At 66.6% G+C, this 23,392-nt stretch carries 27 protein-coding genes and 1 tRNA gene; 3 read left to right on the top strand and 25 right to left on the bottom strand.

Annotated features, from left to right (window positions below; all coding sequences use genetic code 11):
• Positions 1-12: 12 nt before the first annotated feature.
• On the bottom strand, positions 13-894 hold the full coding sequence (locus RCH12_RS10345; protein ID WP_103429609.1) for a PP2C family protein-serine/threonine phosphatase: 882 nt from the start codon (positions 892-894) through the stop codon (positions 13-15).
• 199 nt (positions 895-1,093) lie between these two features.
• On the opposite strand from RCH12_RS10345, the gene RCH12_RS10350 reads away from it, so the two are divergent.
• Positions 1,094-1,387, top strand: coding sequence for a 2TM domain-containing protein (locus tag RCH12_RS10350; RefSeq protein ID WP_165787985.1), 294 nt, complete (start codon positions 1,094-1,096; stop codon positions 1,385-1,387).
• Between the two features lie 77 nt (positions 1,388-1,464).
• Here RCH12_RS10350 and RCH12_RS10355 read toward each other — a convergent pair whose 3' ends face one another.
• Together RCH12_RS10355 and RCH12_RS10360 are read right to left on the bottom strand one after the other, a co-directional pair.
• A complete protein-coding gene (locus RCH12_RS10355; RefSeq protein WP_198415728.1) occupies positions 1,465-2,025 on the bottom strand; it encodes a DoxX family protein in 561 nt (186 codons plus the stop codon).
• Positions 2,026-2,179: 154 nt separating this feature from the next.
• Positions 2,180-2,252 (bottom strand) — tRNA-Glu (locus RCH12_RS10360).
• Between the two features lie 145 nt (positions 2,253-2,397).
• Here RCH12_RS10360 and RCH12_RS10365 point away from each other — a divergent pair.
• Together RCH12_RS10365 and RCH12_RS10370 are read left to right on the top strand one after the other, a co-directional pair.
• Positions 2,398-3,036 carry an MBL fold metallo-hydrolase gene (locus RCH12_RS10365; RefSeq protein ID WP_327016807.1) on the top strand — a complete coding sequence of 213 codons (639 nt, stop codon included), beginning with the start codon at positions 2,398-2,400 and terminating at the stop codon, positions 3,034-3,036.
• 21 nt (positions 3,037-3,057) lie between these two features.
• Positions 3,058-3,441 (top strand): YciI family protein, encoded by a 384-nt coding sequence (locus tag RCH12_RS10370; protein ID WP_088456523.1) that lies wholly within the window; start codon positions 3,058-3,060, stop codon positions 3,439-3,441.
• On the opposite strand, the gene RCH12_RS10375 is transcribed toward RCH12_RS10370, so the two are convergent.
• The 22 genes from RCH12_RS10375 to RCH12_RS10480 all read right to left on the bottom strand — a co-directional run bounded on the left by RCH12_RS10375 (position 3,438) and on the right by RCH12_RS10480 (position 23,032).
• Positions 3,438-4,538, bottom strand: a complete 1,101-nt coding sequence (locus tag RCH12_RS10375; RefSeq protein WP_103429613.1) for a DUF475 domain-containing protein — start codon at positions 4,536-4,538, stop codon at positions 3,438-3,440. The two genes, RCH12_RS10370 and RCH12_RS10375, sit on opposite strands and share 4 nt — an antisense overlap.
• Positions 4,539-4,747: 209 nt before the next feature.
• Entirely contained in the window at positions 4,748-7,570 is a 2,823-nt protein-coding gene (locus tag RCH12_RS10380; protein ID WP_327016808.1) for a LysM peptidoglycan-binding domain-containing protein, read from the bottom strand.
• A 21-nt stretch (positions 7,571-7,591) separates the two neighbouring features.
• The gene (locus RCH12_RS10385; RefSeq protein WP_327016809.1) at positions 7,592-8,023 is read right to left on the bottom strand and encodes a hypothetical protein; all 432 of its coding nucleotides are present in this window, start codon (positions 8,021-8,023) and stop codon (positions 7,592-7,594) included.
• Positions 8,020-8,859, bottom strand: coding sequence for a hypothetical protein (locus RCH12_RS10390; protein WP_327016810.1), 840 nt, complete (start codon positions 8,857-8,859; stop codon positions 8,020-8,022). Before RCH12_RS10390 ends, RCH12_RS10385 begins: the two co-directional genes overlap by 4 nt.
• A 176-nt stretch (positions 8,860-9,035) precedes the next feature.
• Positions 9,036-9,809, bottom strand: a complete 774-nt coding sequence (locus RCH12_RS10395) for a hypothetical protein (RefSeq protein WP_327016811.1) — start codon at positions 9,807-9,809, stop codon at positions 9,036-9,038.
• Positions 9,810-10,067: 258 nt separating this feature from the next.
• The gene (locus RCH12_RS10400; RefSeq protein ID WP_327016812.1) at positions 10,068-10,709 is read right to left on the bottom strand and encodes a hypothetical protein; all 642 of its coding nucleotides are present in this window, start codon (positions 10,707-10,709) and stop codon (positions 10,068-10,070) included.
• A gap of 113 nt (positions 10,710-10,822) precedes the next feature.
• Positions 10,823-11,473: a hypothetical protein gene (locus RCH12_RS10405; protein ID WP_327016813.1), complete on the bottom strand. Its 651-nt coding sequence runs from the start codon at positions 11,471-11,473 to the stop codon at positions 10,823-10,825.
• A 40-nt stretch (positions 11,474-11,513) separates the two neighbouring features.
• A complete protein-coding gene (locus RCH12_RS10410; protein WP_327016814.1) occupies positions 11,514-12,185 on the bottom strand; it encodes a hypothetical protein in 672 nt (223 codons plus the stop codon).
• 314 nt (positions 12,186-12,499) lie between these two features.
• Positions 12,500-13,144, bottom strand: a complete 645-nt coding sequence (locus RCH12_RS10415; protein WP_327016815.1) for a hypothetical protein — start codon at positions 13,142-13,144, stop codon at positions 12,500-12,502.
• Between the two features lie 53 nt (positions 13,145-13,197).
• Complete coding sequence (locus tag RCH12_RS10420) at positions 13,198-13,653, bottom strand: TadE/TadG family type IV pilus assembly protein (RefSeq protein ID WP_327016816.1); 456 nt, start codon at positions 13,651-13,653, stop codon at positions 13,198-13,200.
• Positions 13,650-14,069 carry a TadE/TadG family type IV pilus assembly protein gene (locus RCH12_RS10425; protein ID WP_327016817.1) on the bottom strand — a complete coding sequence of 140 codons (420 nt, stop codon included), beginning with the start codon at positions 14,067-14,069 and terminating at the stop codon, positions 13,650-13,652. Before RCH12_RS10425 ends, RCH12_RS10420 begins: the two co-directional genes overlap by 4 nt.
• Positions 14,070-14,079: 10 nt before the next feature.
• Positions 14,080-14,271: a hypothetical protein gene (locus tag RCH12_RS10430; protein WP_327016818.1), complete on the bottom strand. Its 192-nt coding sequence runs from the start codon at positions 14,269-14,271 to the stop codon at positions 14,080-14,082.
• A gap of 50 nt (positions 14,272-14,321) precedes the next feature.
• Complete coding sequence (locus RCH12_RS10435) at positions 14,322-15,200, bottom strand: type II secretion system F family protein (protein WP_327016819.1); 879 nt, start codon at positions 15,198-15,200, stop codon at positions 14,322-14,324.
• A 1-nt stretch (position 15,201) separates the two neighbouring features.
• Positions 15,202-16,083 carry a type II secretion system F family protein gene (locus tag RCH12_RS10440; protein ID WP_327016820.1) on the bottom strand — a complete coding sequence of 294 codons (882 nt, stop codon included), beginning with the start codon at positions 16,081-16,083 and terminating at the stop codon, positions 15,202-15,204.
• On the bottom strand, positions 16,080-17,639 hold the full coding sequence (locus RCH12_RS10445) for a CpaF family protein (RefSeq protein WP_327016821.1): 1,560 nt from the start codon (positions 17,637-17,639) through the stop codon (positions 16,080-16,082). Before RCH12_RS10445 ends, RCH12_RS10440 begins: the two co-directional genes overlap by 4 nt.
• Complete coding sequence (locus tag RCH12_RS10450; RefSeq protein WP_327016822.1) at positions 17,636-18,496, bottom strand: hypothetical protein; 861 nt, start codon at positions 18,494-18,496, stop codon at positions 17,636-17,638. Before RCH12_RS10450 ends, RCH12_RS10445 begins: the two co-directional genes overlap by 4 nt.
• 3 nt (positions 18,497-18,499) lie before the next feature.
• The gene (locus RCH12_RS10455) at positions 18,500-19,228 is read right to left on the bottom strand and encodes an SAF domain-containing protein (protein WP_327016823.1); all 729 of its coding nucleotides are present in this window, start codon (positions 19,226-19,228) and stop codon (positions 18,500-18,502) included.
• A gap of 121 nt (positions 19,229-19,349) precedes the next feature.
• Positions 19,350-19,916 carry a hypothetical protein gene (locus tag RCH12_RS10460; protein ID WP_146073486.1) on the bottom strand — a complete coding sequence of 189 codons (567 nt, stop codon included), beginning with the start codon at positions 19,914-19,916 and terminating at the stop codon, positions 19,350-19,352.
• Positions 19,913-21,829, bottom strand: coding sequence for a hypothetical protein (locus tag RCH12_RS10465; protein ID WP_327016824.1), 1,917 nt, complete (start codon positions 21,827-21,829; stop codon positions 19,913-19,915). The genes RCH12_RS10460 and RCH12_RS10465 overlap by 4 nt, the downstream gene beginning before the upstream one ends.
• Positions 21,826-22,125 (bottom strand): hypothetical protein, encoded by a 300-nt coding sequence (locus RCH12_RS10470; RefSeq protein WP_327016825.1) that lies wholly within the window; start codon positions 22,123-22,125, stop codon positions 21,826-21,828. Before RCH12_RS10470 ends, RCH12_RS10465 begins: the two co-directional genes overlap by 4 nt.
• A gap of 52 nt (positions 22,126-22,177) precedes the next feature.
• Positions 22,178-22,474: a WXG100 family type VII secretion target gene (locus RCH12_RS10475; RefSeq protein WP_103429634.1), complete on the bottom strand. Its 297-nt coding sequence runs from the start codon at positions 22,472-22,474 to the stop codon at positions 22,178-22,180.
• Positions 22,475-22,597: 123 nt separating this feature from the next.
• Positions 22,598-23,032, bottom strand: coding sequence for a hypothetical protein (locus tag RCH12_RS10480; RefSeq protein ID WP_327016826.1), 435 nt, complete (start codon positions 23,030-23,032; stop codon positions 22,598-22,600).
• Positions 23,033-23,392 lie beyond the last annotated feature (360 nt).

Genomic DNA, 23,392 nt, shown 5'->3' on the forward strand with positions numbered 1-23,392 from the left:
CATTGCCGTTCTTCAGTCCGGATTCGTGTTGCGTGGCCGCGTATCTTCAAGATTCTGGTGCAACCCTGCCGGGCTTTCACGGGTCACATCGTTGTCCGGACCAGGATCGCCCCAGGTCGACTCGACGATGACCACGGTGACATTGTCCCGGCCGCCCTTGGCCAGCGCCGCAGCGACGAGCACGTCGGCCAGTGATCCGAGGTCTTCCGGAACGGCGTGCGAGGCCAGCAGCTCCGCGATCTCGACGACCGACAGTTCCTTGGTGAGACCGTCGGAGCAGAGCAGGAAGGTGTGGCGTCCGGTCGCGGGCAACAGCCAAACATCCGCGTCGACGAATTCGTCGGCCCCGATGGCGCGGGTGATGACGTTGCGGTCCGGGTGTTTCTCGGCATCCATCGCCTTGATCAAGCCGGCATCCACCATCTCCTGAACCGCGGAGTGGTCGACACTGAGCTGCTCGAGGGTACGACCATCCCAGGTGTAGATACGGGAGTCACCGATATTGAACGCCATCCAGTGAAAGCCGACGTCGTCGCCGGCATCGACGAACGCGACGCCGGTGAGGGTCGTGCCGGACACTGCGGTACCGAAGTCGTCAGCAGCGCTGAGGTCGCGGACCGCGTCGTTCGACGAGTGGATCGCGTCGAGGATCCGCTCGGGAGTCGAGGGCACGCCCTGTTCGATGTGGTCGTCGAAGACCCGGATGACGGTCTGGCTGGCGGCGTCACCGTGCGCGTGACCACCCATGCCGTCGGCGACGAAAAACACCGGCGACTGGGCCAGATAGCTGTCCTCGTTGACCTTGCGCACCCGACCGACGTCGCTGCCGGCACTGAAGCTGAAGTGCACGCTCGAGTCGCCGAGGGTGATCGCACTCTCGCCGTTGACTGCCATGTGCACTCCGAAAAAATCCGTCCTGCTCCGATTCGGAGCGCTTCCGCCCTGTTCGGGGGAAGTCGAGGTACCACCGTACCAATACCCTGGGCTCGTTCAGACGCACTCTGACCGGGAAATACGGGCGTCGTACTCCCCTTCGGCCACCTCGGCCGGTCGGGGGATGGTCGCGGCACCGTACCGGCGATACCCTCGCGGTATGAACAACGAAGAACTCCGCAAACTCGCGACGAAGCGGCTCAAGGCGCGCCGTGACTTCTGGAACTATTGCGGCGTCTGGCTCGGGGTTTCTCTCATCGTCATCGCCGTGTGGTTGTTGACGGATCCGGGCGGGTATTTCTGGCCGATCTGGCCGATCGGCGGCATGGGCATCGCCGCCTTCTTCATCGGCCTCGATGCCTTCGGACCCAACCGGGGCATCATCACCGAAGACGCCATTGACGACGAAGTCGCCCGAATCACCCGCGGCAACCAGCGCGGCGCCGCCAAGTAGCCTGCGGCCGGCTGCGGGCAGAACAGAACCGGCCGCCCCGAAGGGCGGCCGGCCAGGTACTTCTGCGTGCTGACCGGTTAGATCAGCCAGGTGTACTTCTGCACGATCGGCAGTGCCTTCCAGGTCTTGCCGAAGCCCCAGGTGTCGCCGGCCGCGAAGACGGCGACGACGATCAGAGCCAGCGCGTAGATGATGTGGTAGTCCACCAGCGGGTTGGTCGAGGCCGCGCCGGCGGCGAAGGGCCACTCGGCCAGGTACATGAAGACCATGATGAGGCTGCCGGCAACGGCGCTGACCCGCAGACCCACACCGAGCATGACGGCGAGTCCCACGGCGATCATGCCGAGCATGAAGAGGAAGTCCACCAGCGGGCTGGCGATTCCGACGAAGAAGGGCTGCAGCGGTCCGGTGACGCCGGGGCTGTTCAGGAAACCCTGCGCCGGGGTTCCGCCGTTGAGCCAGGCACGCTCGGCGGGAGTGGAGAAGCCCAAACCGAAGGTCTTGTCCAGGAACGCCCAGAGGAAGATGAATCCGATGGCCAGTCGCAGCACCGCGAGGGTTCGACGCTGGAGCAGGGTGGTGCCGGTCGTCGCGGCGGGGGCGGTGACCGCTGCCCCGCGGGTGGTGCTGGTCGCCATGGGAGGTTTCCTCTGTGTCGATTGATGGCGCCCGTGTCGTCTGACAGTGGGCTGTGAGTTTCAGACTCCCAGCCGGCGTTCAGCAACGATAGGGTCGAACGTCCCAAAACAGAAAAAGCCCGGCCTCCTTCGCGAGAAGGAGGCCGGGCGTTTGTGACCCCAACCGGATTCGAACCGGTGTTACCGCCGTGAGAGGGCGGTGTCCTAGGCCGCTAAACGATGGGGCCGTTTTTGCAACTTCACGAGTATGCCACAGCCTGGTTACCGAGTTCAAATCGAGCGCGTCGTCCGCGCGTCGTGCGGGGTGCGGGTGCTCGCAGGATGCGCGTGTCGCGCGTTGCCCGCGGTCTGGTTTGGGTATTAGCTCGAGACATGAAGTTGACCAAACTCGAACACGCCGCACTCGTCCTCGAAGCCTCAGGGCAGAAGCTGTTCATCGATCCCGGCTCGTTCACCACCGCACTGACCGAGACCGCCAATGCGGCCGCGATCGTGATCACCCACGAGCACGCCGACCACTGGACACCCGAGCAGTTGAACCGGGTGTTGGCCATGAACCCCGGCGTTCCCATCTACGGGCCGGCCGGTGTCGCCGCGGCGGCCGGTGACATCGCCGTGACAGTGGTCGCCGAGGGGGACACCGTTGAGGCCGGCCCGTTCACGCTGCGGTTCTTCGGCCAGAAGCACGCCGTGATCCACTTGTCCATCCCGGTGATCGACAACGTGGGGGTGCTCGTGAACGACGAGCTGTTCTACCCCGGTGATGCGTTCACCATCCCCGAGGGAGTCACGGTGAAGACCCTGGCCGTCCCGGCAGGGGCGCCGTGGCTGAAGATCAGCGAGGTCATCGACTACGTTCTCGCGATCAAGCCGATGCGCAGCTTTCCGACCCACGAGATGGGTTTGTCGCGGAGCGGCAAGGACCTCGCCGGCTCCCGTATCAAGTCCGCCACGGAGCAGAACGGCGGAACCTTCTTCCCGCTCGAACCCCACGAGTCGCTCGACCTGTAACCGCATATCGAAGGAGATCTCATGCGCTTCTCGTTGCTCATCATCAAGGCTGAGACCAGGGAGGGCGATATCTCCGAGGAGGAGCTGCCGCCGTTTCGGGAGCTGTTCGACGCGTACGCGGCGTCGTTACAGGAATCGGGCGCGTTGGTCGCAGCGGATATCTTCAGGCCCGCCGCGGAGTCGACCACGGTAACGCTCCGCGGCGGCAGCCGGGAGGTGCGCGACGGTCCGTTCATCGACGCCGTCGAATCCCTGTCCGGCTGCTTCGTGATCGACGTGCCGAACCGGGCCGCCGCGCTGGAATGGGCGGAGAAGTGCCCTGCCGCACTTTACGGAGTCGTCGAGGTGCGCCCGGCGGCCTTGGCCTTCCACGACGGTCGCTGGCGCGGCGAGAACCGACGCTAGGGACTGTCGACGAGTTCAGGGGCCTTGATCAGGGTTTCGGCCGATTCGCGCCGGTTCGCGAGAACCGACGAGAGGAAGGCCGCGCAGATCAGGAACACCCCGATGAGACCCGTGACGATCTCCGGGATCTCAAAACCGATACTCAGAAGCAGGATGCCCGCGAGCGCACCGATGGCCCAGTGGGCGCCGTGGTCGAGGTAGATGTAGTCGTTGAGGGTGCCCTGGCGCACCAGGAAGATGGTGAGCGATCGGACGAACATCGCGCCGATCAGACCGAGACCGAGCAGGATGATAATCGGGTCCGCGGTGATTGCGAACGCGCCGATGACGCCATCGAACGAGAAAGAGGCGTCGAGGACTTCGAGGTAGAGGAAAGAAAAGAACGCTGCCCGGCCGGTGAGTACGGCAAGCGTGGACGCGCCGCCGCGTGTGGTGTCCGACACTGCCTCGGCCGCGTCGCTGCCCTCGAACAATGACCCGAGTCCGTTCACCAGAACGTACGTGATGAGGCCGAGCACGCCGGCAACAAGGACCACAGAAGCATCGTCGGCAATGGCAGCTCCGCCCAGCAGAGCCGCGAGCGCGACAACGTAGGACAGGGAATCGAGCTTTCCGACCCGAGCGAGCGGCTTCTCCAACCAGCTGAGCCAGGTGATGTCCCGCTCTTCGAAAATGAAATCCAGAAACAGCATGAGCAGGAACATTCCGCCGAAGGCCGCGATCTGCGGGTGGGCATCGTGCAGATAGTGGCCGTAGGTGCCGACGGTGGCCGGGTCACCCTTCTGCAGGGCCAGGGTGATGACCTCGCCGAAAGAAAGACCCGTGGTTGCGGACACCAGGATGAGCGGCATGATCAGGCGCATCCCCACGACGGCGATGAGGATGCCGATCGTGAGGAAGATCTTCTGCCAGAATTCCGACATTTTCTCCAGCACCCTGGCATTGACAACCGCGTTGTCGAATGACAGTGAGATCTCCATCAGCCCAAGGATCACGCAGAGGGCAACCGCAGCCCAGCCGCCGTAAACCAGCGCGATGACGAGCGCTATCAAGGACACGATGAGCGACCACGAGAAGTGGTGGAAGAAGGTTTTCATACTGACTTGGTTGGGATCACCCGTTTCGTCGGGCTCTCCGCATCCTTTCTAGGAGTGCGTGCGTCGCCACGTGTCGAGGTTAGAGATCCAAGGGGTGGCACACCACGGTAGCCCCGCAGCGCACAAAGGAGTGCATCGTCATGGGCGGTTTATGAGGACAAAGGTCGGAAATGGGGACCGTGTGGCGGGCGGATTTCATCCCTTTTAGCTCACTTTGTCCTGACTACGAGGTGCGGCTCGACGAACGCGCGCACAGTGGTGGCGAGGGCTGCTGCGTCCGCGTCGCCCGAGATCCGGGCCCGCGCGGCAAGCTCGTCGGCGGCGTCCAGGACGGCTCCGGTGATCTCCTCCCGGAGCGGCTCGGCCCAGGCGAAGTGGTTGGCCGGCATGCCGGTCAGCGGCGCCCCGGTGACCAGCCGCAGGGCACTGACCAGCGTGGCCGTCGTCGTGAGGGTGACGTCGTCGCCGAGCAGCTGCCGCCAAACATCCCAGTCGCTCTGCAGATCGGCGTGCAGGCGCAGGCCGTCCGCGCCGACAACAGGCAGGTACGGTTCGTCGTCGGTGCTGTCGCCGAGCCAGGCCCGGGTCTCGTTCATCAGAGCGTTGCGGTTCTGCTGGGCGGCCAGGCCGGTGGGCAGATCGGCCGGCCAGAGGGCCGTTTGCACGTCGACCGCGCTGGCGGTGCGGTGCACCGTGAAGAAGGCCACCAGCTCGGTTGCCCAGGGCAGCCGGGAGCGTTTCGCGCCGCCGGTAATGCCGCGAGGTTCAACACCGCGGGCGCCGATCACTTCGACCGGCCCGAGCAGGCGAATCCACGGGGCACCGGATGCTCCGACGCCAGCCGCTTCCGCCGTACCGGTCGAACCAGCTCCACCGACACCCGCCGCACCCATCTGCCGTGCCCACTCGGGCCGGGTCACGCTGTGGGCGGCGGTGCTGCGGAACAGCCCGATCAGCCGGGTGCACTCCGCGGCCCCCAGCAGCTGCGGGGCAAGGCTGAGCCCCACCGGCAGCAGCCGGGCGGCGCCGATGTCGTGGACGTTGAGAGTCCAGGGCGCCCGGTCGGGTGCCGCCGCGGCGCGGGCCGTTGAACCCGACTGGACGACGCCCAGCCGCGCGGATCGGGCCGCCAGTGCAGCCCGTTGCCGGTCGGAGAGTGGTTGCGCCAAGGCGAGGATCACGATTTCCGGGGTGTCCGCGGCGAGGGCATCTCCGGCCGGGTGCGCCAGGAGGGTGGCCACATCCGGCACATGCCGTAGCCGTGGCGAAGCCAGCGCCGTGGCCAGGTCGTCGGCGGCGCCGACGACGGTGACGCGGATCTCGGAGCGGCGGCTGGTCGCCAGTTCGGCGGCGATCGCGGTGAGCACGCCCAGCCGCAACTCGGGCGGCCCGGTCACGCCGAGCGTGCCGAGTCGCTCGAGGTCCACCAGGATGTGCGCTCCGGCTTGGTCCTGGCCGAGGGTCACGAATGCCGGGTACGGCGGCTGCGGCACCCGTTCCACTCCGGGCAATGCAGCCCGGTCGATCGTCCAGGCCGTCGTGTTATTCCCGGGCACAACGTCGGCAGGAACAGCCTTGGTGCGGAACGGTCGCGGTAGCGGGTCGGTGCCGGACAGATACAGGGTGATGTCATCATCGGCGAGACGGATGGCCTCAATCGAGGGCAGGGTCCTCCCGGTGTCCTCGGCCCACACGGCCAGGTACCGCAGTGCGTGATCGATGTCGTCCAGGCCCATCCGGTTCTCGACGGCGCGCAGTTCCAATTCCAGGGTGCTGGCTTCAGCGGTGGGTAGGGCGATCCGGCGCCCGAACTCCCGGCGTCCACGCTGACCGGCCCGGCGCAGCGCGAGCAGCCCGAGCAGTCCCACGGCGAGCACCGCACCGATGCCGCCCGTTGTGTGTGCGGGTGCCGTGTGCGAGAACGCGGCAGCCCCGGCAGCGTTGGCTTCCACCCCGGCTGAGGCGTCGACGGGAGCGGCCACGGCCGGGGTGACTGTCCGCGATGCTGCCTCGATCGTTGCTCCGACCGGTACTCCCTCGGCAACCGGGCTGGCGGCTACTGTCCCGGCGACCGCGGCGACCGCATCCGGTGTCGGTGCGCCGACGCCCGGCAGGTTCACCGTCTCGCCGGGCTGAATCAGGTTGGGGTCGGTGATCGTGGTGCCGTCGGGTTGCACCACCGCGGCGCTGGCCGCGACGATCTCCGGGTACCGGGTGCCGTCGCCGTATGCGTCGGCGGCCAGGTCCCAGAGCGTGTCGCCCTCGACGACAACGTGCTCGGCCGGGGTGGCGGCTTCGGGAGCAGCCGGAACCGCGGCATCGGCGGGGAGGGTCAGTACCCAGCCGGCGTTGAGCCAGTTCTCGGCCGTGAGGGAATGACCGTCGCCCTGAGCCACACCCAGGTTCAAGCCCGCGATCTCGGCGAACCGCTCCCCCGACCCCAGCTGCTGCTCCGCGATGCGCCAGAGCGAGTCGCCGGGTTGCACGACGTAGGTGGGCGCGGCGGCGATCGGCGCGGCGGGTGCAGCCTCCACCGTCGTGTCGATGCTCACCGCGGCGCTGTCCGTCGATCCCGCGCCTGCGCCGCCATCCGCCTGGGTGGCACCGAGCGTGGCACCGGTGCCGCTTTGGGACACGCTGACGGATGCGGGGACGGCGGTCGGCGATCCCGCGGTCGACCCGGCGAGGGCTCCGACGCCGGTGAGCATCACGACGATGGCCCCGATCAGGGCTGCGGCCCAGAGCTGTTGCAGGCCGAGGCCGGGCAGGTGCGGGCTGGGGATGCCGCGAATGTGCCCCGGAAGCTCCACTAGGAAGCCGAGCGCGAAGGTGGCCCAGGCAACCCAGGCGATCAGGGGCAGCAGGGTGCCCACCAGAAACTCGCCGCCGTAGTCCGGCGTGCTCAACGCCCGTGACAGCTCATCTCCGCTGGGGAACGGGTTGCCGGCCAGGAACAGCAGGGCGGCCGGGATACCCACCAGCAGGGCGAGCGCGAGCACCAACGAACCGAGTCCGAGAGCGAGTCTTTTCATGGTGTTCTCCTGCATCGAAAACTATTGGGTGATCAGCCGGGCCGAGGCCTCGCCAGTGCCGGGGAGCTCGACGATGCCGATCAGGCTGAGAAAGCGGGTGCTGTAGGTGGTGCTGACGGTGACGGTGACGACCTCACCGTTGACCGTGACGGTGCCGGGCATGCCGGCCGCCGCGAGGTAGGCCTCGCCGGCCGCGGTCGCCTTCGCGGCGTCGAGGGTGAGCGCGCCCACCCGCACGGTGTCACCGCCGATGGAGTTCGTGGCGGTGCGGGCGGCGGATGCTGCGACCAGGTCGGCGCGTTCGTTCGCCTGGATCTTCCCGGCGCCGTCGACGACGAGCCCGATCACGACGATCAGGGTGACGGAGACGAGCAGGAACGAAACCGATGCGGACCCGCGGTCCCCGCGAAGCGCGGTGATCCGGCCCCGGATATGCGCCCTAGGCCCGCTCATCGGCCGGGTCCCACGTTCACCGATTGGATCTCATTGATTCGGACCGCACTGGTCGCCGTGGTGGTCAGCGGGATCATCCCGGATTCTCCGGCGCCCTCCCAACTGACCTGCCACTGGCTGGTCGCGGTAATCGGAAAAGTCCCGCCCGGCTGGGCGGCGGAGGTGCGGGCGTACCGGTGACCGCAGGTGGGCGAATCTACGGCGCCGTAGGCCACCACGAACGGGGTGCCGGCGTTGGCGCAGGCGATAGTAGTGCCATCACCCATGTTCCAGACAATGGAGCTCACTTGCGCTGTCGCGGTGATGGTCACACCGCCCAGGGTCGTCGATTGCACGTAGGGGCCATAGCTGAGCGGGGTCGGGTTCTCCGCCCACATCCAGATGGGCACTCCCACGTAACTCTTCGACCCGGCCACGGTCGGGTCCGGTGCAAAGCCCACCGTGATGCCGGTGAGGGCAAACGACGCCACGAGGCTGCGAGCGGCCTGACCGGGAGTGAGTGTGGTGATTCCCGGCGGCGGAGTGAGCAACCAATTCGAGGTGCCCCACTGGTCCAGGCAGACCTGGCCCGTCGGGCTACACGCGGGTGCAGGCGGCGGGCTGCAGTCGTACCAGGCACCGACCGGGTCAAAGCCTTCCGGCGGCGGCGACTGCGGGTCGGCGAGTCTCTGGTAGCACTGTCTGGCATTGCTCCAGTAGCCCACGTCGATCTGGCAGGTGATCACCTCGTAGCTGCCGTTGAGCTGCTTGTCGAGGCACTCAACTGGCCCCGGAGTCAGTCCGCTGCCGGGGTCGACTCCAGGATCTCCCGGTTTCCCCGCTTCATTGCGTGTCATCGTGCAGACCTGGTTGGTGGCTGCTTCATCAACCCCACCTCCCTCGCCCTCTCCCTCGCACACCAGAAAATCCGCGCGTGCCGGGCCGGGAACGGCCATTACCGATCCAGCGAGAGCAGTGCCAACCACGAGCACCGTGGAGAGCAATTTCGTCAGACGTAATCTCGCCCGGGGTGTCAACACGGCGCGTTGTCCCGTGATTCGATACTCGTGAGGAACCATTTCGACTCCGCGGCGACGTAGTACACCGACACCTGGACGATGCCTCGACGGTTGGGGTTCATTTCGACGGGAATCCCGTCCGCATTGGTTGCAGATATCCCCTCGGCGCTCATGCAGCCTTCCAGCTGCGCGTGACCGAACGGGTACACGGTTCCGTCCGAGGCGGTGAGGTCGTTGGCGTAAGCGGACGTGACGTCGAACGCGTAGGACCCAGAGCTGATTGTCCCTTGGTCCGTGAGCGTAGCTGCGATTCTGTGTATTTTGTCCGCGGCCTCCCCCATTGCGATGGCCTCGATGGCGCTTGAGTCGGCCGGGTGGTTCACTTCGATCTCGGCCCGGACATCGAGATACGTCCGCATCGCCGCGGTCCCCGCCGCGATTGCTTCCGCCTGGCTCTGGGGGGCGTCAACAAGGCCGGCTACCGCAGTGGGTGTGGGGGTGGCGCTTACAGCGGGCGTGGAGGTGGCGGATGCCGCCTTCGGCGACTCTGGCGCCGAGGTGGAGCACCCCGCCGCGAACAGGACCATGACCAAGGAGGCGCCCAGAAGTCCGAGCGTGCGGCTCGGACGGAAAGACATCGGCGTGTTCAGCGTGGTCATGGTGTTTCCTTTGAAGTTTGTGAATAGATCCGGAGTCGTGGGCTCACGAGAAGCGTCAAACTCTTGAGACGGCACCAGCACGGCACGTTCACCGTGGCGACAGGTGCTCAGTGTGACCTGGGTGGTCATAGTGCTCCTCTGGGGCGCTGGAAGTAGATCCGATGCGACGAGTGGGCGACTGGTCATGGTCGTTTCCGGAACGCATCCACGGGCGAACTCGCCGTGGTCGGGGATAGTTTTCGCTCGGGTTCTCAGCACGGCACGTTCACCTCTTCCGTCGCGCCGAGCTCGCTGAGCAGCCACGTCTTCTTGGCGGCGACACAGAAGACCGCGCGCGGTCGCTGGGCATCTGTGTCTTCACCGCCATGAGCCCGGTGGACGGGCGGCTCAACACGGCACGTTCTCCGTTCCCGCTATTCCGAGTGCGGTCAGAAACCACTTGGACTCCGCCGCGACGTAGAACACCGACGCCTGCACAACACCTCTTCGGTTGGAGATCATCTCGGCGGGAGTTCCGTCAGCGTTCGTCACGGAGATCCCCTCGCTGCTGAAACAGCCCTCCAGCTGCGCGTTCCCGAATGGGTACACGGTTCCATCCAGCGTCAGGTCGTTCGCGTACGCAGACGTGACCCCGAATGCATACGTCCCTGAGTACACCGAGCCTTCTTCGGCGATTTCGCCAGCGATTCTGCGCACGTTGGCGGCGGCGTCCCCGATGGCAATGGTGTCGATCAAGCTCGAATCGGCTGGATGCTCGATCTCGATCGTTGCTCGGATGTCCAAATATGACTGCACTGCGGCCGTCGCAGCCTCGACGGCCTCCGCCTCGCTTTGAGGTGCCTCGACCTCACCAGACACAGCGCTCGGTGTTGGAGTGGCCGTTGCGGTGGGAGCAGCCGAAGCCGCCTTGGTCTCCTCGGCCGACGGGCTGGAGCAACCGGCCGCGAGCAGGGCCACTGCCAGGAATGCGCCCAGAAGGCCGACAGTGCGACTCTGATGGAAAGATCTCGCTGTGTTCAAGGTGGTCATGGTGCTCCTTAGAAGGGCTGGACATAGCCGGGACTGGCGATAACCGATCTCACGAGATCGACGCGCGGCCACGAGCCCGCGAGCAACTTCGTGAGAGGAGCTCGATCGGCGCGTCAGCAAGGCGCACTATCCCTTGATTCAAGGTTCATAAGGAGCCATCTCGACTCCCCGGCGACGTAGTACACCGACACCTGGACAATGCCTCGACGGTTTGGGTTCATTTCGACGGGACTTCCGTTGGCATCGGTCACAGAGATCCCCTCGGAGCTCATACAGCCTTCCAACTGCGCGTGCCCGAACGGGTACACGGTTCCGTCCGATGCTGTCAGGTCGTTGGCATAGGCGGACGTGGCGTCGAAGGCATAGGACCCGGCGCTGGTTAACCCTTGGAGCGTGTTCGAAGTCGCAACCTTGTGCACAATCTCCGCAGCCTCACCCATTGCGACGGCGTCGATGGCGGTCGAGTCGGCCGGGTGGTTCACTTCGATCTCGGCTCGGATATCAAGGTAGGTCTGCATGGCTGCCGTACCCGCCGCGATGGCCTCGGCCTCGCTCTGAGGGGCTTCAACCGCGCCGGCTACCGCAGTCGGTGGGGGCGTGGCGCTTGCAGCGGGGGCGGGTATGGCGGCGCTGGCTTCGGGGGTCGGTGCAGCCTCGGTTACCGGGCTCGAACAACCTGCCAAGATCACGGCGGCCACCAGACACCAGCCCAAAATGCCTGCCGTGCGGTTCGGACGGAATGACATCGGTGAGTTCGGGGTCATGACGCTCCGTCGAGAGCTCGGTGAGAAACACAGGGCCCGGTCATCGGGAATCCCCGACGTTGACCGACTGGATCTCGTTGATCTGCACCGCGCTGGTCGCGGTGGTGGTCAGCGGGATCATTCCGGATTCTCCGCCACCCTCCCAGCTGACCTGCCACTGGCTGGTCGCGGTGATCGGAAAGGTCCCGCCCGGCTGGGTAGCGGAGGTGCGGGCGTAGCGGTGCCCGCAGGTGGGCGAATCTACGGCGCCGTAGGCCACCACGAACGGGGTGCCGGCGTTGGCGCAGGCCACGGTGGTGCCATCGCCCATGTTCCAGATGATGGAGGTCACCTGCGCCGTCGCCGTCATGCTCACCGCACCGAGAGTGGTCGTCTGAACGTAGGGTCCGAAGTTGAGCGGGGTCGGGTTCTCCGCCCACATCCAAATAGGAACCCCCACGTAACTCTTCGAACCGTTCACATTCGGGTCGGGTGCAAGGCCCACTGTGATGCCTTCAAGCTGGAAGGATTCCACCAGGATGCGGGCAGCCTGGCCCGGGGTGAGGGTGGGCACCCCCGGCGGCGGGTTGAGCAACCACACCGTGAAGGTGTAGTTGTCCCGGCAGACCGTGGCCGGATCACAGGCGGGGCCGGGCGGCGACTGGCAGTGGTACCACGCACCCACGGGGTCCGGCGCTGCCGGCGGCGGACCCTGCACTTCCTCCAAGCTCATAAAGCACTGGTACCGGTTGCTCCACCAACCCAATTCGGATGAGCAGCCGATCTCGATGTAGCTGTCGTTGGGTTGACGGTCGAGACAGGGTTCCAGTTGCGGCGTCAGACCGGTGTCCGGATCGGCTGCGGAATCAGCCGGTTTCCCCTCCTCAGAGACGACATTCGTGCACACCGGCAGTGCAAACGGGGGCGTGGTGCAAACCGAATAGGCCCGGGCCGTCTCCGGAGTCGTCAGCACGCCGCCGGACATCACCAATACGACGACGAAAAACGCACCCAAGAGTGTCACGCGGTGAACCCGCGACACGCGCCTCAGCACGGCACGTCGCCAGTTTGCGGTGTTCGGAGCGCCTCCACCAACCACGTAGCCTCCGCGGCGACGTAGAAAACTGACATCTCGACCACGCCCCGACGGTTGGTACTCATGCCAACAGGGCTCCCATCCGCGTTCGTAGCCGAAATACCTTCGGAGCTGAAGCAGCCTTCAAAGTTCACGCTTGTGAACGGAAATACGGTTCCGTCGGAGGATGTCAAATCTGTCGCGTAAGACGTGGTGATGTCATACGAGTAGGAACCAGAAAGGATGGTTCCCTCCTCGGCGAGAGTGGCAGCATTGGTGTGCGTGTCTGCGGCGACTTCCCCCATCGCGACGGACTCGATCGCGCTGGAGTCCTCGGGATGTTCCGTCTCGATCTCAGCGCGAACGTCGAGATAGGTCTCGGCAGCAGCGGTTGCGCCCGCAATTGCCTCCTCCGCGCTCTGAGGCGCCTCCACCGTTCCGGCCAACGCCGTCGGTGTGGGCGTGGCGCTTGCGGTGGGCGTGGTCGTCGCCTCCTTCGTCGCCTCGGGTTTAGGGCTGGAGCAACCCGCCACGAGCAGGGCCACGACCAGCGAGGTCCCCAAAAGGCCGACCGTGCGGGTCTGACGGAAGGACATCTTTGTGTTCAGCGTGGTCATGGTGCTCCTTTGGAGGGCTGGAAGTACATCTGATGCGATGAGTCGGCGAGAAATCATGGGCGTTCCCGGAAGGCATCCACGGGCGAACTTGCCGTGGTGGTAATGGTCTTGGTGCCCGGGAGGCCGGGCAGGGCGATGTCGGTCAGGTCGAGCGTGCAGCTCAGCGTGGCGCTGACGGTGCCCACCTCCCCGAGGGGAACATTGAGCCCGCTGTCGTCGACTACCACGTTGAAATCAGCGCAGGCGAGGCCGGACTGCGCCACCGAGGTCTGCGCGGCCAGCTGTGCGCCGGCCTGGGCCCCGGCGGTCGTGCGAGACAACGACGCGTCCCGGGCCGCGGCGACGGCGGCGGATTCGACGGCGTTGCCGGCCAGGGCTACGCGGGCACCGGCCACCAGCAGCAGGATGACCAGCGCCAACGCCGGCGCGATCAGCACGAGCTCGACAGACATCGAGCCGCGCTCGCCGGAGCCGTGCAGCCGCCTGCGCACCCATCGACGCAGCCTCATGGTGCGATCCACCGTTCTACCGGGCCGGACACGGTGCGTTCGACGTGGGTGTTCCAGCCGGGAACCAGGGTGGGCGCATTGCCGGTGACCGTGACCGTGACGGTGGTAGTCGTTCGATCCACGACTACTAGGGCGCCGTCTAGAACCGTGCCGGTCTGCTGGGCAGACGTGGTTCCGGCGGCCACGCCATCCGCGGCCACGGCATCGTACAGCCGGGCCGAATTGTAGGCGCTGGACGCCGCGGCCTGGGCGATGTTGCCGGCGTGCAACCACACCGCACCCTGCACGATGACGAAGAACACGCCGAACAGGATCGGCAGCACGATGAGGGCTTCCACCGTCTGCGAACCGCGCTCTGACGCCCCCTCACGGCGAAGTGCCGTGAGGGTGGTACGGAAACGCGGTCGTCTGGCCATGGTCGGCGGCTTAGCCCGGCAGCTTGCCGACCTGGGCCTGCACGAACGCCGTCACCGCGGCGATGACGATGCCGGCGATCACCAGGATGCCGACGACGAGGAAGATCCACTCAACGGTCTGCAGGCCGGCGTCTCCGCTGGAACGCACCAGACGAGCACGGCGGCGGACTTCGGTGAAGAGGGATTGGGCGAGAGTGAACATGTGGCGCTCCTGGTGATGTGCGGGTTGACAACGGATGGTCGAGCGAGGAATCAGGCGATGAGAAGGTTCATGACCAGCGGGGTGAGGATGATGCCCACGAAGACCATGGCGAGCATGGTCATCGGGATGGTCATGCGCTCGCTGGCCTCGTTGGCGTGGGTGTGTTCGTTGTTGAGCAGCTGCACCCGCAGGGACTTGCCCCGGGCGCGGAGGGTCTCGTACACCGAGGCGCCCTCTTCGCCCGACAGGCGCACGATCTTGGCGACGTCGGCGAGTTCGGGTACGCCGATCTCCTCCGAGAACGTGGTCAGGGCGTCCCAGGGCGGGGTGCCGGCGTACTGCGCCCGGGTGAGTTCCTGGCGGATGCGCACGAACACCCACGACCGGCCGACCTCCGCCGCGGAGAGCAGCGCATGCCCGGCCGGGGCGCCGCGACGGCGTTCGGCGGCGACGAGCTCGAGGTAGACGGCCACGGCCCGGGAGAATTCCTCCCGCGCGGTGGCGGCCTTGGTCTTGAGGTCCTGGTCGGGGCCGAACCAGAGGGCGGCACCGAGCGGGATGCCCAGCAGCGCCGGCAGGTAGAACGGCACGACACCGAGCACCTGCAGGAAGAGGCCGAACAGGCTGGGCGCGATCAGGCCGAATGCCGCCAGTAGGGCCTTGTCAGAGAGGTACTTGTTCACCGATACGCCGACGAGGGCGAGGTTGCGGGTGGGGAGAGTGAAACCCGGCAGGTCGGGGAGCCGGGCGCGCACCCAGCTGCCTACCCGCACTTCGAAGGTGGCATCCGTCTTCGCGTCGAGGGCGGCGGTGTTGCCCAGGCGGGTGATCGCGGCGGCCAGCTGCGGCTGTTTCGGGAGCAGTTGGGAGATCACGAGCGCGACGCCGAGCCCGGCGATCACGCCGGGGAGCAGGGCAAGCTGCCACATCTCAGGCCACCTTGCCGTGTGCGGAGAGCGGGTTCTCCAGGATGCGCGGGGTGGGCTTGCCCACCGTGATGCGCCCCAACCAGCCCAGCAGCACCACGTAGAGGGTGAGCCAGACGAACAGGGCCACCTGGCCGAAGAAGGTCTGGTAGGGCTTCATGAACTCACCGACGAACGGGATGGCCGCCAGCAGAGCGAGTGTCACGATGGTGATGATGCGCACGCTGACGCGGGGCTTGGCGCGGTCGGTTTCGATCTGCCGGCGCACCCGCACCTCGTCGAAGACGATCTGGGCGAGGTCGTCGAGGGCGTTCACCAGGCCGGGGCCGCGCTGCTTCTCGGCGAGCAGCAGGTGCGCCACGACGAGGTCGGCGGTGGGGTCGTTGAGATCGTCGGCGAAGCCCTGCAGGGCGGCGGAGGTCGCCCACCGGGCGTTGATCCGGGCGATGAGCATGCTCACCTGTTCCTTGATCGCGCCGGGCGAGCTGCTCAGCGACGCGGCGATGGCCTGTTCCATTCCGGCGCCGGAGACGATCAGGCCGGACAGGCTCCTGGTCCAGGTTTCGAGGGCTTCCAGCCGGTCGATGGTCTCGTTCTCGGTGCCCTTGACGAGCAGAACCGGTAGGCCGATCGCGGCGATGGGCACGGCGATCACGGCGACGAACCACCCGGTGACCAGCCAGGCAAGTACACCCAAGACGAGGCCGCCGAGCGCAGCGATTTGGCGCTTGCGGCTGAATTGGCTGCGGTAGGCGCGCATCCGCAACCGCAGCACGCCCGGCGGCCTGGCCTGCGTGGGCGGCGGCGCTGGCAGCACGCCGAGCACCACGACGAGCAGACCGAGCAGGCCGACGACGGTACAGAGCATCAGCAGGGTGGTATTCACGAGGGCGCACCGCCCTGCGTGGGCATCAGCAGGGCCGGGTCGAAACCGGCGTGCACCAGCTGGGCGAGGGTCTCCTCGCGCGGCCGGTTGGCGGTCTCCTGCTCGTGCGTGTACGGGTCGGCACGGAAGATCGGGGTGGCGATGGGCCGCGAGCCCTCCCCCGGACCGACCTCGGCGATCTCGGTGACGATGCGGCGCACCCGGCCGGTGTCGAGGTCGCGCACCTTGCCCACCTGCACGATGAAGTTGATGTGCTGGGCGATCTGCCGGTAGGCGTAGGCATCCGAGGTGTTCAGGCTTTTCTGGGTGAGGGTTGCCATCCGCTCGATGGCGTTGGACGGCGACTCGGCGTGCAGGGTGCTGAGGGAGCCGACACCGGCCTGCATCGCCTGGAACATGGCGTCGATCTCGCCGCCGCGCACCTCGCCGACCACGATCCGTTGGGCGTTCAGCCGCAGCGCCTCTTCGAGCAGCTCCACCAGGGTGATCTCACCCGGCCGGCTGCCGTCGCTGGTGCGCTCGCCCTGACCTGGCCGGTACTGCAGGGCCGTCACAATGTGGTGGCGGTCGCCCATCCGGTCCAGGTGCAGCTCGCGCTCCTTCTCGATGGTCACGATCTCCTCCATCGGGTCCATGCTGTTGCACAGCGCCCGCACGAGGGTGGTCTTACCGGCGTTGGGATGCCCGGCGACGACGATGGACTTGCCTGCCCGCACGGCGGCGTCGAGGAACGCACTCATCGGGTGGGTGAGGGTGCCGTGGTTGACCACGAGGTCGTCGAGGGTGATATCTACGAACCGGTGGATGCGGATGACGATCTTGGGTCGCGGCGAGATCGGCGGGGCGACGGCGGCGAGCCGGGCGCCGCCGGGCAGGTCCATGTCCAGGATCGGGTTGGTGGCGGTGAACGCGCGCCCACTCTCCCCGCCCCGGGCGGCGAGGAACGCGATCTCGGCCATCAGGTCGGCGTCGGAGGAAGCCACGGGTTCGTGCCGCTTCTTCTCCCCGGATGCGTAGGTGAGCCAGACGTTGTCGTACCCGTAGATGTCGATGTTCTCCACCTCGGGCTGTTCCACCAGCGGTTGCAGCCGGCCGAGCTTGAACAGCGAGTCGAAGATGGCCTTCGCCATGGCCGTCTGGGTGCGCGGGTCCCAGGCGCTGGTGCCGCCGGCCAGGCGCACCATGTCGTCGACCTGCGAGCGGATGACGTCAACGATGTGTGCCTGCGCCAGGGCCTGCCGGGAGGCGTCGGTGAGGCTCGGTGAGGCCAGTTCTGACTGGGCCAGCAGGTTCGCGACCTGCTCGCGGAGCCCGGCGACGATATCCCAAGGCAGGGAAACGGGCAGGGTGCCGTCGAGCCCGCCGGCCCACAACGGATCGACGGTCGGAGGGGTCGTGCCGATGGCAGGCCCGTCGCTGTGCCGGCGATGTGCCAGCGGCGCGTCAAACGGCCCCTCATCCGGAATGCCGATCGGCGAGCCGCCGGAGAAGAACGGCAGGTCGGCAATGTTCAGGGGGCGGTCGACCTCGTCGATCGATTCGATGCGGTCGGTCACGAGGGATCTCCGGTCTGGCTGGCATCGGCGAGCACGGTGGTGGAATGCGTGGTGCTGGTCTGCGCGTCGGACGGTGCGCTCGGGCGGCTGCCGAGTCGGGTCGCCCGCTCGGCCAGGCCCTGACTCAGCGCCTCGGTGGCGGTGGTGAGGGATCGGGCCAGGGGCGCACGGTCGAATCGGAGCTGCCGGGCGGCGCCGAGCGAGTACACGGCGGCGGAGCGCACGTCCCAGTCGAGCCGGGCGGCCACCGGCAGCCCCAGGGCGCGGCTGATCTCGGCGGAGGAGTAGCCCTCGTGTGCCGAATCCACCAGGAGCAGCGAGAGGGCACCGTCGCGGCCGGCCAGGCCGAGCGCCGTGCTGAGATCCGCCACCCGCGGGGCGAGCGCGGCCACATCCGGCAGCACCGGGCGCGCGACCAGCAGCACGCCGTCGGCCTGCTGCAACAGCGGCATCCGTGAGTCGGTCTGGCTGAGCCGGCCCAGGTCGACCAGAACGTCGACACCGGCCGCCTCGAGCCCGGCGAGCGCCGCGCCCAGCGCCACCCACAGCGTGGTCGTGCCGCGGGCGGCCTGCAGGCTGGAGAAGCCGGGGATGAGGTAACGCTCCGGGGCGAGTTCGATGGTCTGGGCCCACAGGTTCGCCAGCGTGATCTCACCGCGCTGGTGGTCGACCGAGAGCGGGGTGAGTCCGAGCGCGTGGTCCACCTGTCCGCGGAGGAATCCGGGCAGGATGCTGCTGGACTTGGAGACGTCGGCCTCGACGAGGATCACCGGGCGCGGCCAGTTCAACGCGGCGCCCACGGCCACGGTGGTGACGCCGGGCGAGCCGGCCAGGCTGGTCAGGGCAAGGATCGCCATGGGCTACTCCCCCTGGGGTGCGTCGAGGATCAGGGCGACCCGGCCCGTGGCGCTGCGCGCCGCGATGTCGGCTGCCTCCTGGGACGGCACGACGAGGTCGACGACCCAGGTGCCGGTGCCTTCGTCGAACCGGCTGGTGAACACCGTGGCGACGAAGGACTTGGGCGAGGTCGCGGGCGGGTCACCCTGCGCGATCGGGGTGTCCACAACGCGCACCCGGTCCCCCGCGGCAAGGGGGTAGTTCGGCAGCTGCGCCACGGTGAGGGCCACACCCACGATGGATTCGCCGGCGGCAATGCTGATTCCCGCCCCCACGTTCGCCGTGGTGACCAGGGTGCCGGCCGGCAGGTCGACCGTGGCGGTCTGGCCGATCACGTCGGTGGCCTGCGCGGCGGTGAAGGCGGGGGTGTCCTGCCCACCGGCGATCTGCAGCGTGGTCAGGTCGGCACTGGTGATGGTGGCACCGCGGGCGACATCTGTCTGCGTCGACAGAACCGTGACGGTATTACCGACGGTGGAGGCGTAGTACCAACTGCCGAGACCGCCGACGATGGCGAGGGCGACGCCGGCGGCGATCACGGCCGGGCGACGCCGTGACTTCGTCGGCGGGCGCACGGCTCCCCTGGGCGTTCCCGTAGCCGTCGACGCCGCCGGCTTGCCCGGGCGGGACAGGCGTGGTGTGCGGCGCCTGGTCCCCGTGCTGGTCTTGTCGGGGCTGATCTGTTCGGTCATGACCGCGCTGCTCTCTCACTAGCTGTGACGCACGGGCCGTCCGCACTGATGGTGGTGGCCCTGTGGCCGTTGTCGTCCGGGCCGACGACAATGGTGACGCCTCGATCCCCCCGGCTCATCGTCAGTTCCACGACTCTCCCTCGGCAACCTCGAAGCACGGGCTCACAGCGCTGATATTCAGGGAGGTCAGGCCGCCAACCTCGTTGCCGCCCGCGATATTGATGCCGTAGACGCCCTCTTCGTTCCCGCCCGCTTCCGGCGAGAAGAGCTGCACGCGGCGGACCTTGCCGTCATCTTCCAGGGTGTCTCTCGCTAGTGTCCAGCCGTCGCCGACCCGCGCCTTGACGAGCTCATCGAGGGCTTCCAGCCCATTGAGCGGCCGCACGCTGTCAACAAACCAGATTGAACGTCGGTTCTCCCACTGGCGCACTCGCTGCTCAGGATCGACGTCGGGCCCGTTGCAGCTCGTCGACTCATTCGTACGATCATCGATACGCTCGATGAGGGCCGGATCGATGATTGCGATCAGCGCTTCCACGTCTGACGTGGTGATCTCTTCCGCCTCGTCCAATGTCATGTTCGTGCTCGCTCCCGTTTCTTGGCTGCAGCCGGTCATCGCGAGCGCGGCGACCAGCAGTAATGAGGTCAACGATCGTCTAGCATCGCGGCCGGAGCTGATTCGCATCACTTGTCGCCACTCTGCACATCGACCATTTTCGGCTTATAGCCGGGTTCCATGACCGGGTTGGTGTAGACACTCTGCCCGGTGTCCGGGTCGGTCGAGATCAGTTCGGGCTTCGCATAAAGCTCCACTTGTTCACCTGCAATCACGTTGTACATCTGGAGAATCGTGGTGCCTTCTTTGTCCCAGATAGCGGAGTGGCCCTTTATCTGCCCAGAGGACACGTCCCCGGCCTCGAGATATCCGGTTTCGAGCCGAACGAATCCATCGGTGGTCAAGGGGCTACCACCGTGGCCCCAGTCGCCGGCTTCGAGGCCCTGGGGATAGGCCAGTAAATCGCCCGGAGCCATGAGAGAGTAATGCGGCACGTCGGCGGTGGCAGGGTATTCCTCCAAGTCACTCACGCCGAAACCCATCCCCGCACTGGAAATCTGGAGCGACCGGTCCAGCGCTAGACCCGCCCGTTCAGCCGAGCCCAGCATCGCTCCTCCTGCGCTGTATCCCAACCCGACCACGGTGGCGGTGTTCGCAAGTTCTACTCCTTGACCGAACTGAGCCAGCCGTTGCCCGAGCTTTTCAGTCATTCCTCCGGAGATGGCCTCGCCTCCTTGCGGAAACGCCCCACCCTTCCAGGTGATCATGGCGATGCTGCCGTCATTCGCTGCGTGTCCGACGAACCATTCGCTCCGTTGGACCTGACCATCGAAGTTCCCGAGCGTCGTATTGGTGCCGGGCACGTAGATTCCGAGACTGCGCACTGCAGCGGGCACATTGCCGGTGACCGGGTCGAGCAAGCCCGAATACTCGGCGATCGCATCCTGGGTATGGTCGAAGACGAGGATGTTGTGGCCGGTCACGGTCACCGGTAGCCCCGTCGCGGGGTCCGGGAATGTGGTCTTTTCGTCGCGGAGCTTGCTGTAGTAGCTGATCTGGTCCCGCAGGGCATCGATCTTCTCCTGCGCTTCCCGTCGGGCGGCGCCGCTCCCCCCGCCCCGGGTGCCGCTGCCGTCCTTGTTGGCCTCGACGATTTTCTTCAGATCGACGATCTCCTTCTCCAGAGTCGCGATTCCCGCGCTGATGTTGTGCTTGTTCGCCTGCACCCGGCTGGCGTACGGCACCCCCTCGAGGTTGCCGATCACGATGGGCAACGCCGCGATCAACGCGGCCTGAGAGGCTCCGTCGAGGCCGGACCACCAGGCATCCACCCCGGCGGCATCCGGCGGGCTGTTCCGGAATTTCTCCGCCAGACCCGGGTTGTACTGCAGCAGAATGGTGATCTCCGTGGCGCTGAGACCGCCGAGTTTCTGGAGCAGCCCTGTCGTGCTCAAGTAGCTCAGCTGCTGGGTCCCGAGCCCGGCCAGGTTTCCCCGCGAACCGACCGAGGCCAGCGTCGCTACACAGGCGTCGTCCGCGGCCCGTCGTTGGAGGGCGAGTTCGTCCCAGCGCACCTCCACCTGGGTGAGCGTCGAGCGGGTTACCCTCAGGGCCTCCAGCACCCGTGCTCGCTCCAGAGCGTTGGGGTCCGGTTCCGACCAGGGGCTCGTCGTCTCGGCGGTGTCACCGAAGGACGTGAACAGCAGTCGGGCCAGGTCGCGTTGGGCGTCGTCTTGCTGACGTTGGACCGCGCGGGCCTGGTCTTGGATCTGCTCGACCATGGCCGCGTACTGATTGAGAGCGCCGGCATCCGTCTCGAGCCCGGTGATGATCACCTGCACGTCGGGAATCAGGCCTTCCGCGCTGGCGGCGAAGGCCGTCGCCGCTTGCGCGGTCCACGTTGCCGATGCGGCGTCGGTGACGGCGGTCTGCAGGTTGGTGAGCGTTGTCGTGCGTATGTTGTCGGCACCGGTCTGGCGAATGCTGGCCTGACTTCGGATGCCCCATGGGTCGCCGGCACCCGGGTTGGTTCTGGTCCAGCTCACAGTGGCCTCCGACCGTTCTCCAGTTGAGCGACGAGCTTGGTATCCGCGGCGAGGATCTCGTTGACGTAGTCGGTTGCCCGGCGGCCCAGGTCCGCGATTGTCTCGCCGGCCAGCACGGCGCGGGCTGCGCGCTGGCTCGTCGACTCGTCGAGTGTGCTTGCCACAGGCCCAGACCCCAGCTCGGCGCTGCCCGCGTCACGGGTGAGGTCGCTGCCGAGTTTCAGCGGCGCGCTGGCGCGATCCATCGATGAGGCGATGCCCGTCACAAAGGCGGCATCGACGTTCAGGTCAGCCACGCGTCACCGCAGCGCAGCGTCGTATCGACGCCACGCTGCCGAACGCGCGCTGTTAGCGGGAGAGACGGGCAGCTAGCTGCGCGTCGACCTCGCCGAGAGTTTGCGCCGTGGTGCGCAGGAACAGCGACAGGTCGTCGAGTCCGCCGATGGTGTTCTGCGCTCCGGTGGTGAAGCGGTTGTAGGCATCCGAGAACGCGCCGGAGGACTTGTCCGTCGAGAAGCCGGAGCTGATCAGTGCGGCGATCTGCGACTGGAGCTTGCCCAGCGTGGCGTTGATCTCGTCGCGACCGGCCACAAGGCGGTCGGCGTTGGAATTGATTTCCTGGTACGAAACATTGATATTCGCCATGGCGAATTCCCCCAAAAGATAAACATGCAATGATGCGGCGAGATGCCGCACCCCCCGTGCAAGCCGCCAGCTTAGGGTCATTCCGGCCAGAATGTGCTGGTTAACAGCAAAATATGTCGAAAATTAACCTCTTGCCACCCGAGTGGGGGCCGTCGCGGCGAGGTCATCCGGCACTGACGCGCGGATCACGGGGCAGGGGTCGACGTTGGGCCAGTCATCAGCCCGTCCGGCAGCACCGGCACCTCGCCCCGGCCAGTCCCCAAAGCGCTCCTTGATCTCGGCTGCGGCTACGCCGGCCCTATCCGGGGAATTCGGGTCGACCCCGGTGTGCTCCCACGGGCCTGCCTCGACAGCATCGCCAATGGAAATCTGCGGGTCGCTGAGAACAATGATCTGCACAGTCGAGCTCGCTTCCTTCGTCCTAGTCGACCAGGCGACGCCAATCAGGTAATCCACCAGGGCCTCCGGGTCGGGCACCGAGAACCCAGTCTCCACATGAACCTCGATCGTTGTGCGGGTCTCCTCCATGAGACCGCTCACCATGCTCTCGGTGTTCACAGACCCCTCGCTGACGCCCGGGACCGCCGACAGGGCCGCATCTGCGGATTCCTTCGACTGCCCCTCCGAACCGCCAAGTGAGCACCCTGTCAGGGCGATTACCAGTCCAATGCCCAATGCCGACGTTGCCGCCGGCGGGTTGGCCGTCGTGAACGTTTGGGAAACGTCGCTTCCGGTTTCATCGGGAGCCTACTTTCGAGATGCGTGATAGTCGTTCACGGTCACGTCACCGGCGAAATAGCCAGAGATGTTCGGATCATCGGAGGCTTGGGTTCAAGGGGTCAGCGCAACACTCTGATTCTTTGGAGTGATCATGCGTATTCCTGTTTCCCGTGCCGTGCGTCGGGTGTTCTGGATAGC

The organism is Cryobacterium sp. MP_3.1 (assembly GCF_035984795.1).
Lineage (GTDB): Bacteria > Actinomycetota > Actinomycetes > Actinomycetales > Microbacteriaceae > Cryobacterium > Cryobacterium zongtaii.

Coding starts and splice junctions, on each gene's coding strand:
- RCH12_RS10345 (WP_103429609.1), bottom strand. CDS start 894: ATGGCAGTCAACGGCGAGAGTGCGATCACCCTCGGCGACTCGAGCGTG.
- RCH12_RS10350 (WP_165787985.1), top strand. CDS start 1,094: ATGAACAACGAAGAACTCCGCAAACTCGCGACGAAGCGGCTCAAGGCG.
- RCH12_RS10355 (WP_198415728.1), bottom strand. CDS start 2,025: ATGGCGACCAGCACCACCCGCGGGGCAGCGGTCACCGCCCCCGCCGCG.
- RCH12_RS10365 (WP_327016807.1), top strand. CDS start 2,398: ATGAAGTTGACCAAACTCGAACACGCCGCACTCGTCCTCGAAGCCTCA.
- RCH12_RS10370 (WP_088456523.1), top strand. CDS start 3,058: ATGCGCTTCTCGTTGCTCATCATCAAGGCTGAGACCAGGGAGGGCGAT.
- RCH12_RS10375 (WP_103429613.1), bottom strand. CDS start 4,538: ATGAAAACCTTCTTCCACCACTTCTCGTGGTCGCTCATCGTGTCCTTG.
- RCH12_RS10380 (WP_327016808.1), bottom strand. CDS start 7,570: ATGAAAAGACTCGCTCTCGGACTCGGTTCGTTGGTGCTCGCGCTCGCC.
- RCH12_RS10385 (WP_327016809.1), bottom strand. CDS start 8,023: ATGAGCGGGCCTAGGGCGCATATCCGGGGCCGGATCACCGCGCTTCGC.
- RCH12_RS10390 (WP_327016810.1), bottom strand. CDS start 8,859: ATGACACGCAATGAAGCGGGGAAACCGGGAGATCCTGGAGTCGACCCC.
- RCH12_RS10395 (WP_327016811.1), bottom strand. CDS start 9,809: ATGACCACCCAGGTCACACTGAGCACCTGTCGCCACGGTGAACGTGCC.
- RCH12_RS10400 (WP_327016812.1), bottom strand. CDS start 10,709: ATGACCACCTTGAACACAGCGAGATCTTTCCATCAGAGTCGCACTGTC.
- RCH12_RS10405 (WP_327016813.1), bottom strand. CDS start 11,473: ATGACCCCGAACTCACCGATGTCATTCCGTCCGAACCGCACGGCAGGC.
- RCH12_RS10410 (WP_327016814.1), bottom strand. CDS start 12,185: ATGAGCTTGGAGGAAGTGCAGGGTCCGCCGCCGGCAGCGCCGGACCCC.
- RCH12_RS10415 (WP_327016815.1), bottom strand. CDS start 13,144: ATGACCACGCTGAACACAAAGATGTCCTTCCGTCAGACCCGCACGGTC.
- RCH12_RS10420 (WP_327016816.1), bottom strand. CDS start 13,653: ATGAGGCTGCGTCGATGGGTGCGCAGGCGGCTGCACGGCTCCGGCGAG.
- RCH12_RS10425 (WP_327016817.1), bottom strand. CDS start 14,069: ATGGCCAGACGACCGCGTTTCCGTACCACCCTCACGGCACTTCGCCGT.
- RCH12_RS10430 (WP_327016818.1), bottom strand. CDS start 14,271: ATGTTCACTCTCGCCCAATCCCTCTTCACCGAAGTCCGCCGCCGTGCT.
- RCH12_RS10435 (WP_327016819.1), bottom strand. CDS start 15,200: ATGTGGCAGCTTGCCCTGCTCCCCGGCGTGATCGCCGGGCTCGGCGTC.
- RCH12_RS10450 (WP_327016822.1), bottom strand. CDS start 18,496: ATGGCGATCCTTGCCCTGACCAGCCTGGCCGGCTCGCCCGGCGTCACC.
- RCH12_RS10455 (WP_327016823.1), bottom strand. CDS start 19,228: ATGACCGAACAGATCAGCCCCGACAAGACCAGCACGGGGACCAGGCGC.
- RCH12_RS10475 (WP_103429634.1), bottom strand. CDS start 22,474: ATGGCGAATATCAATGTTTCGTACCAGGAAATCAATTCCAACGCCGAC.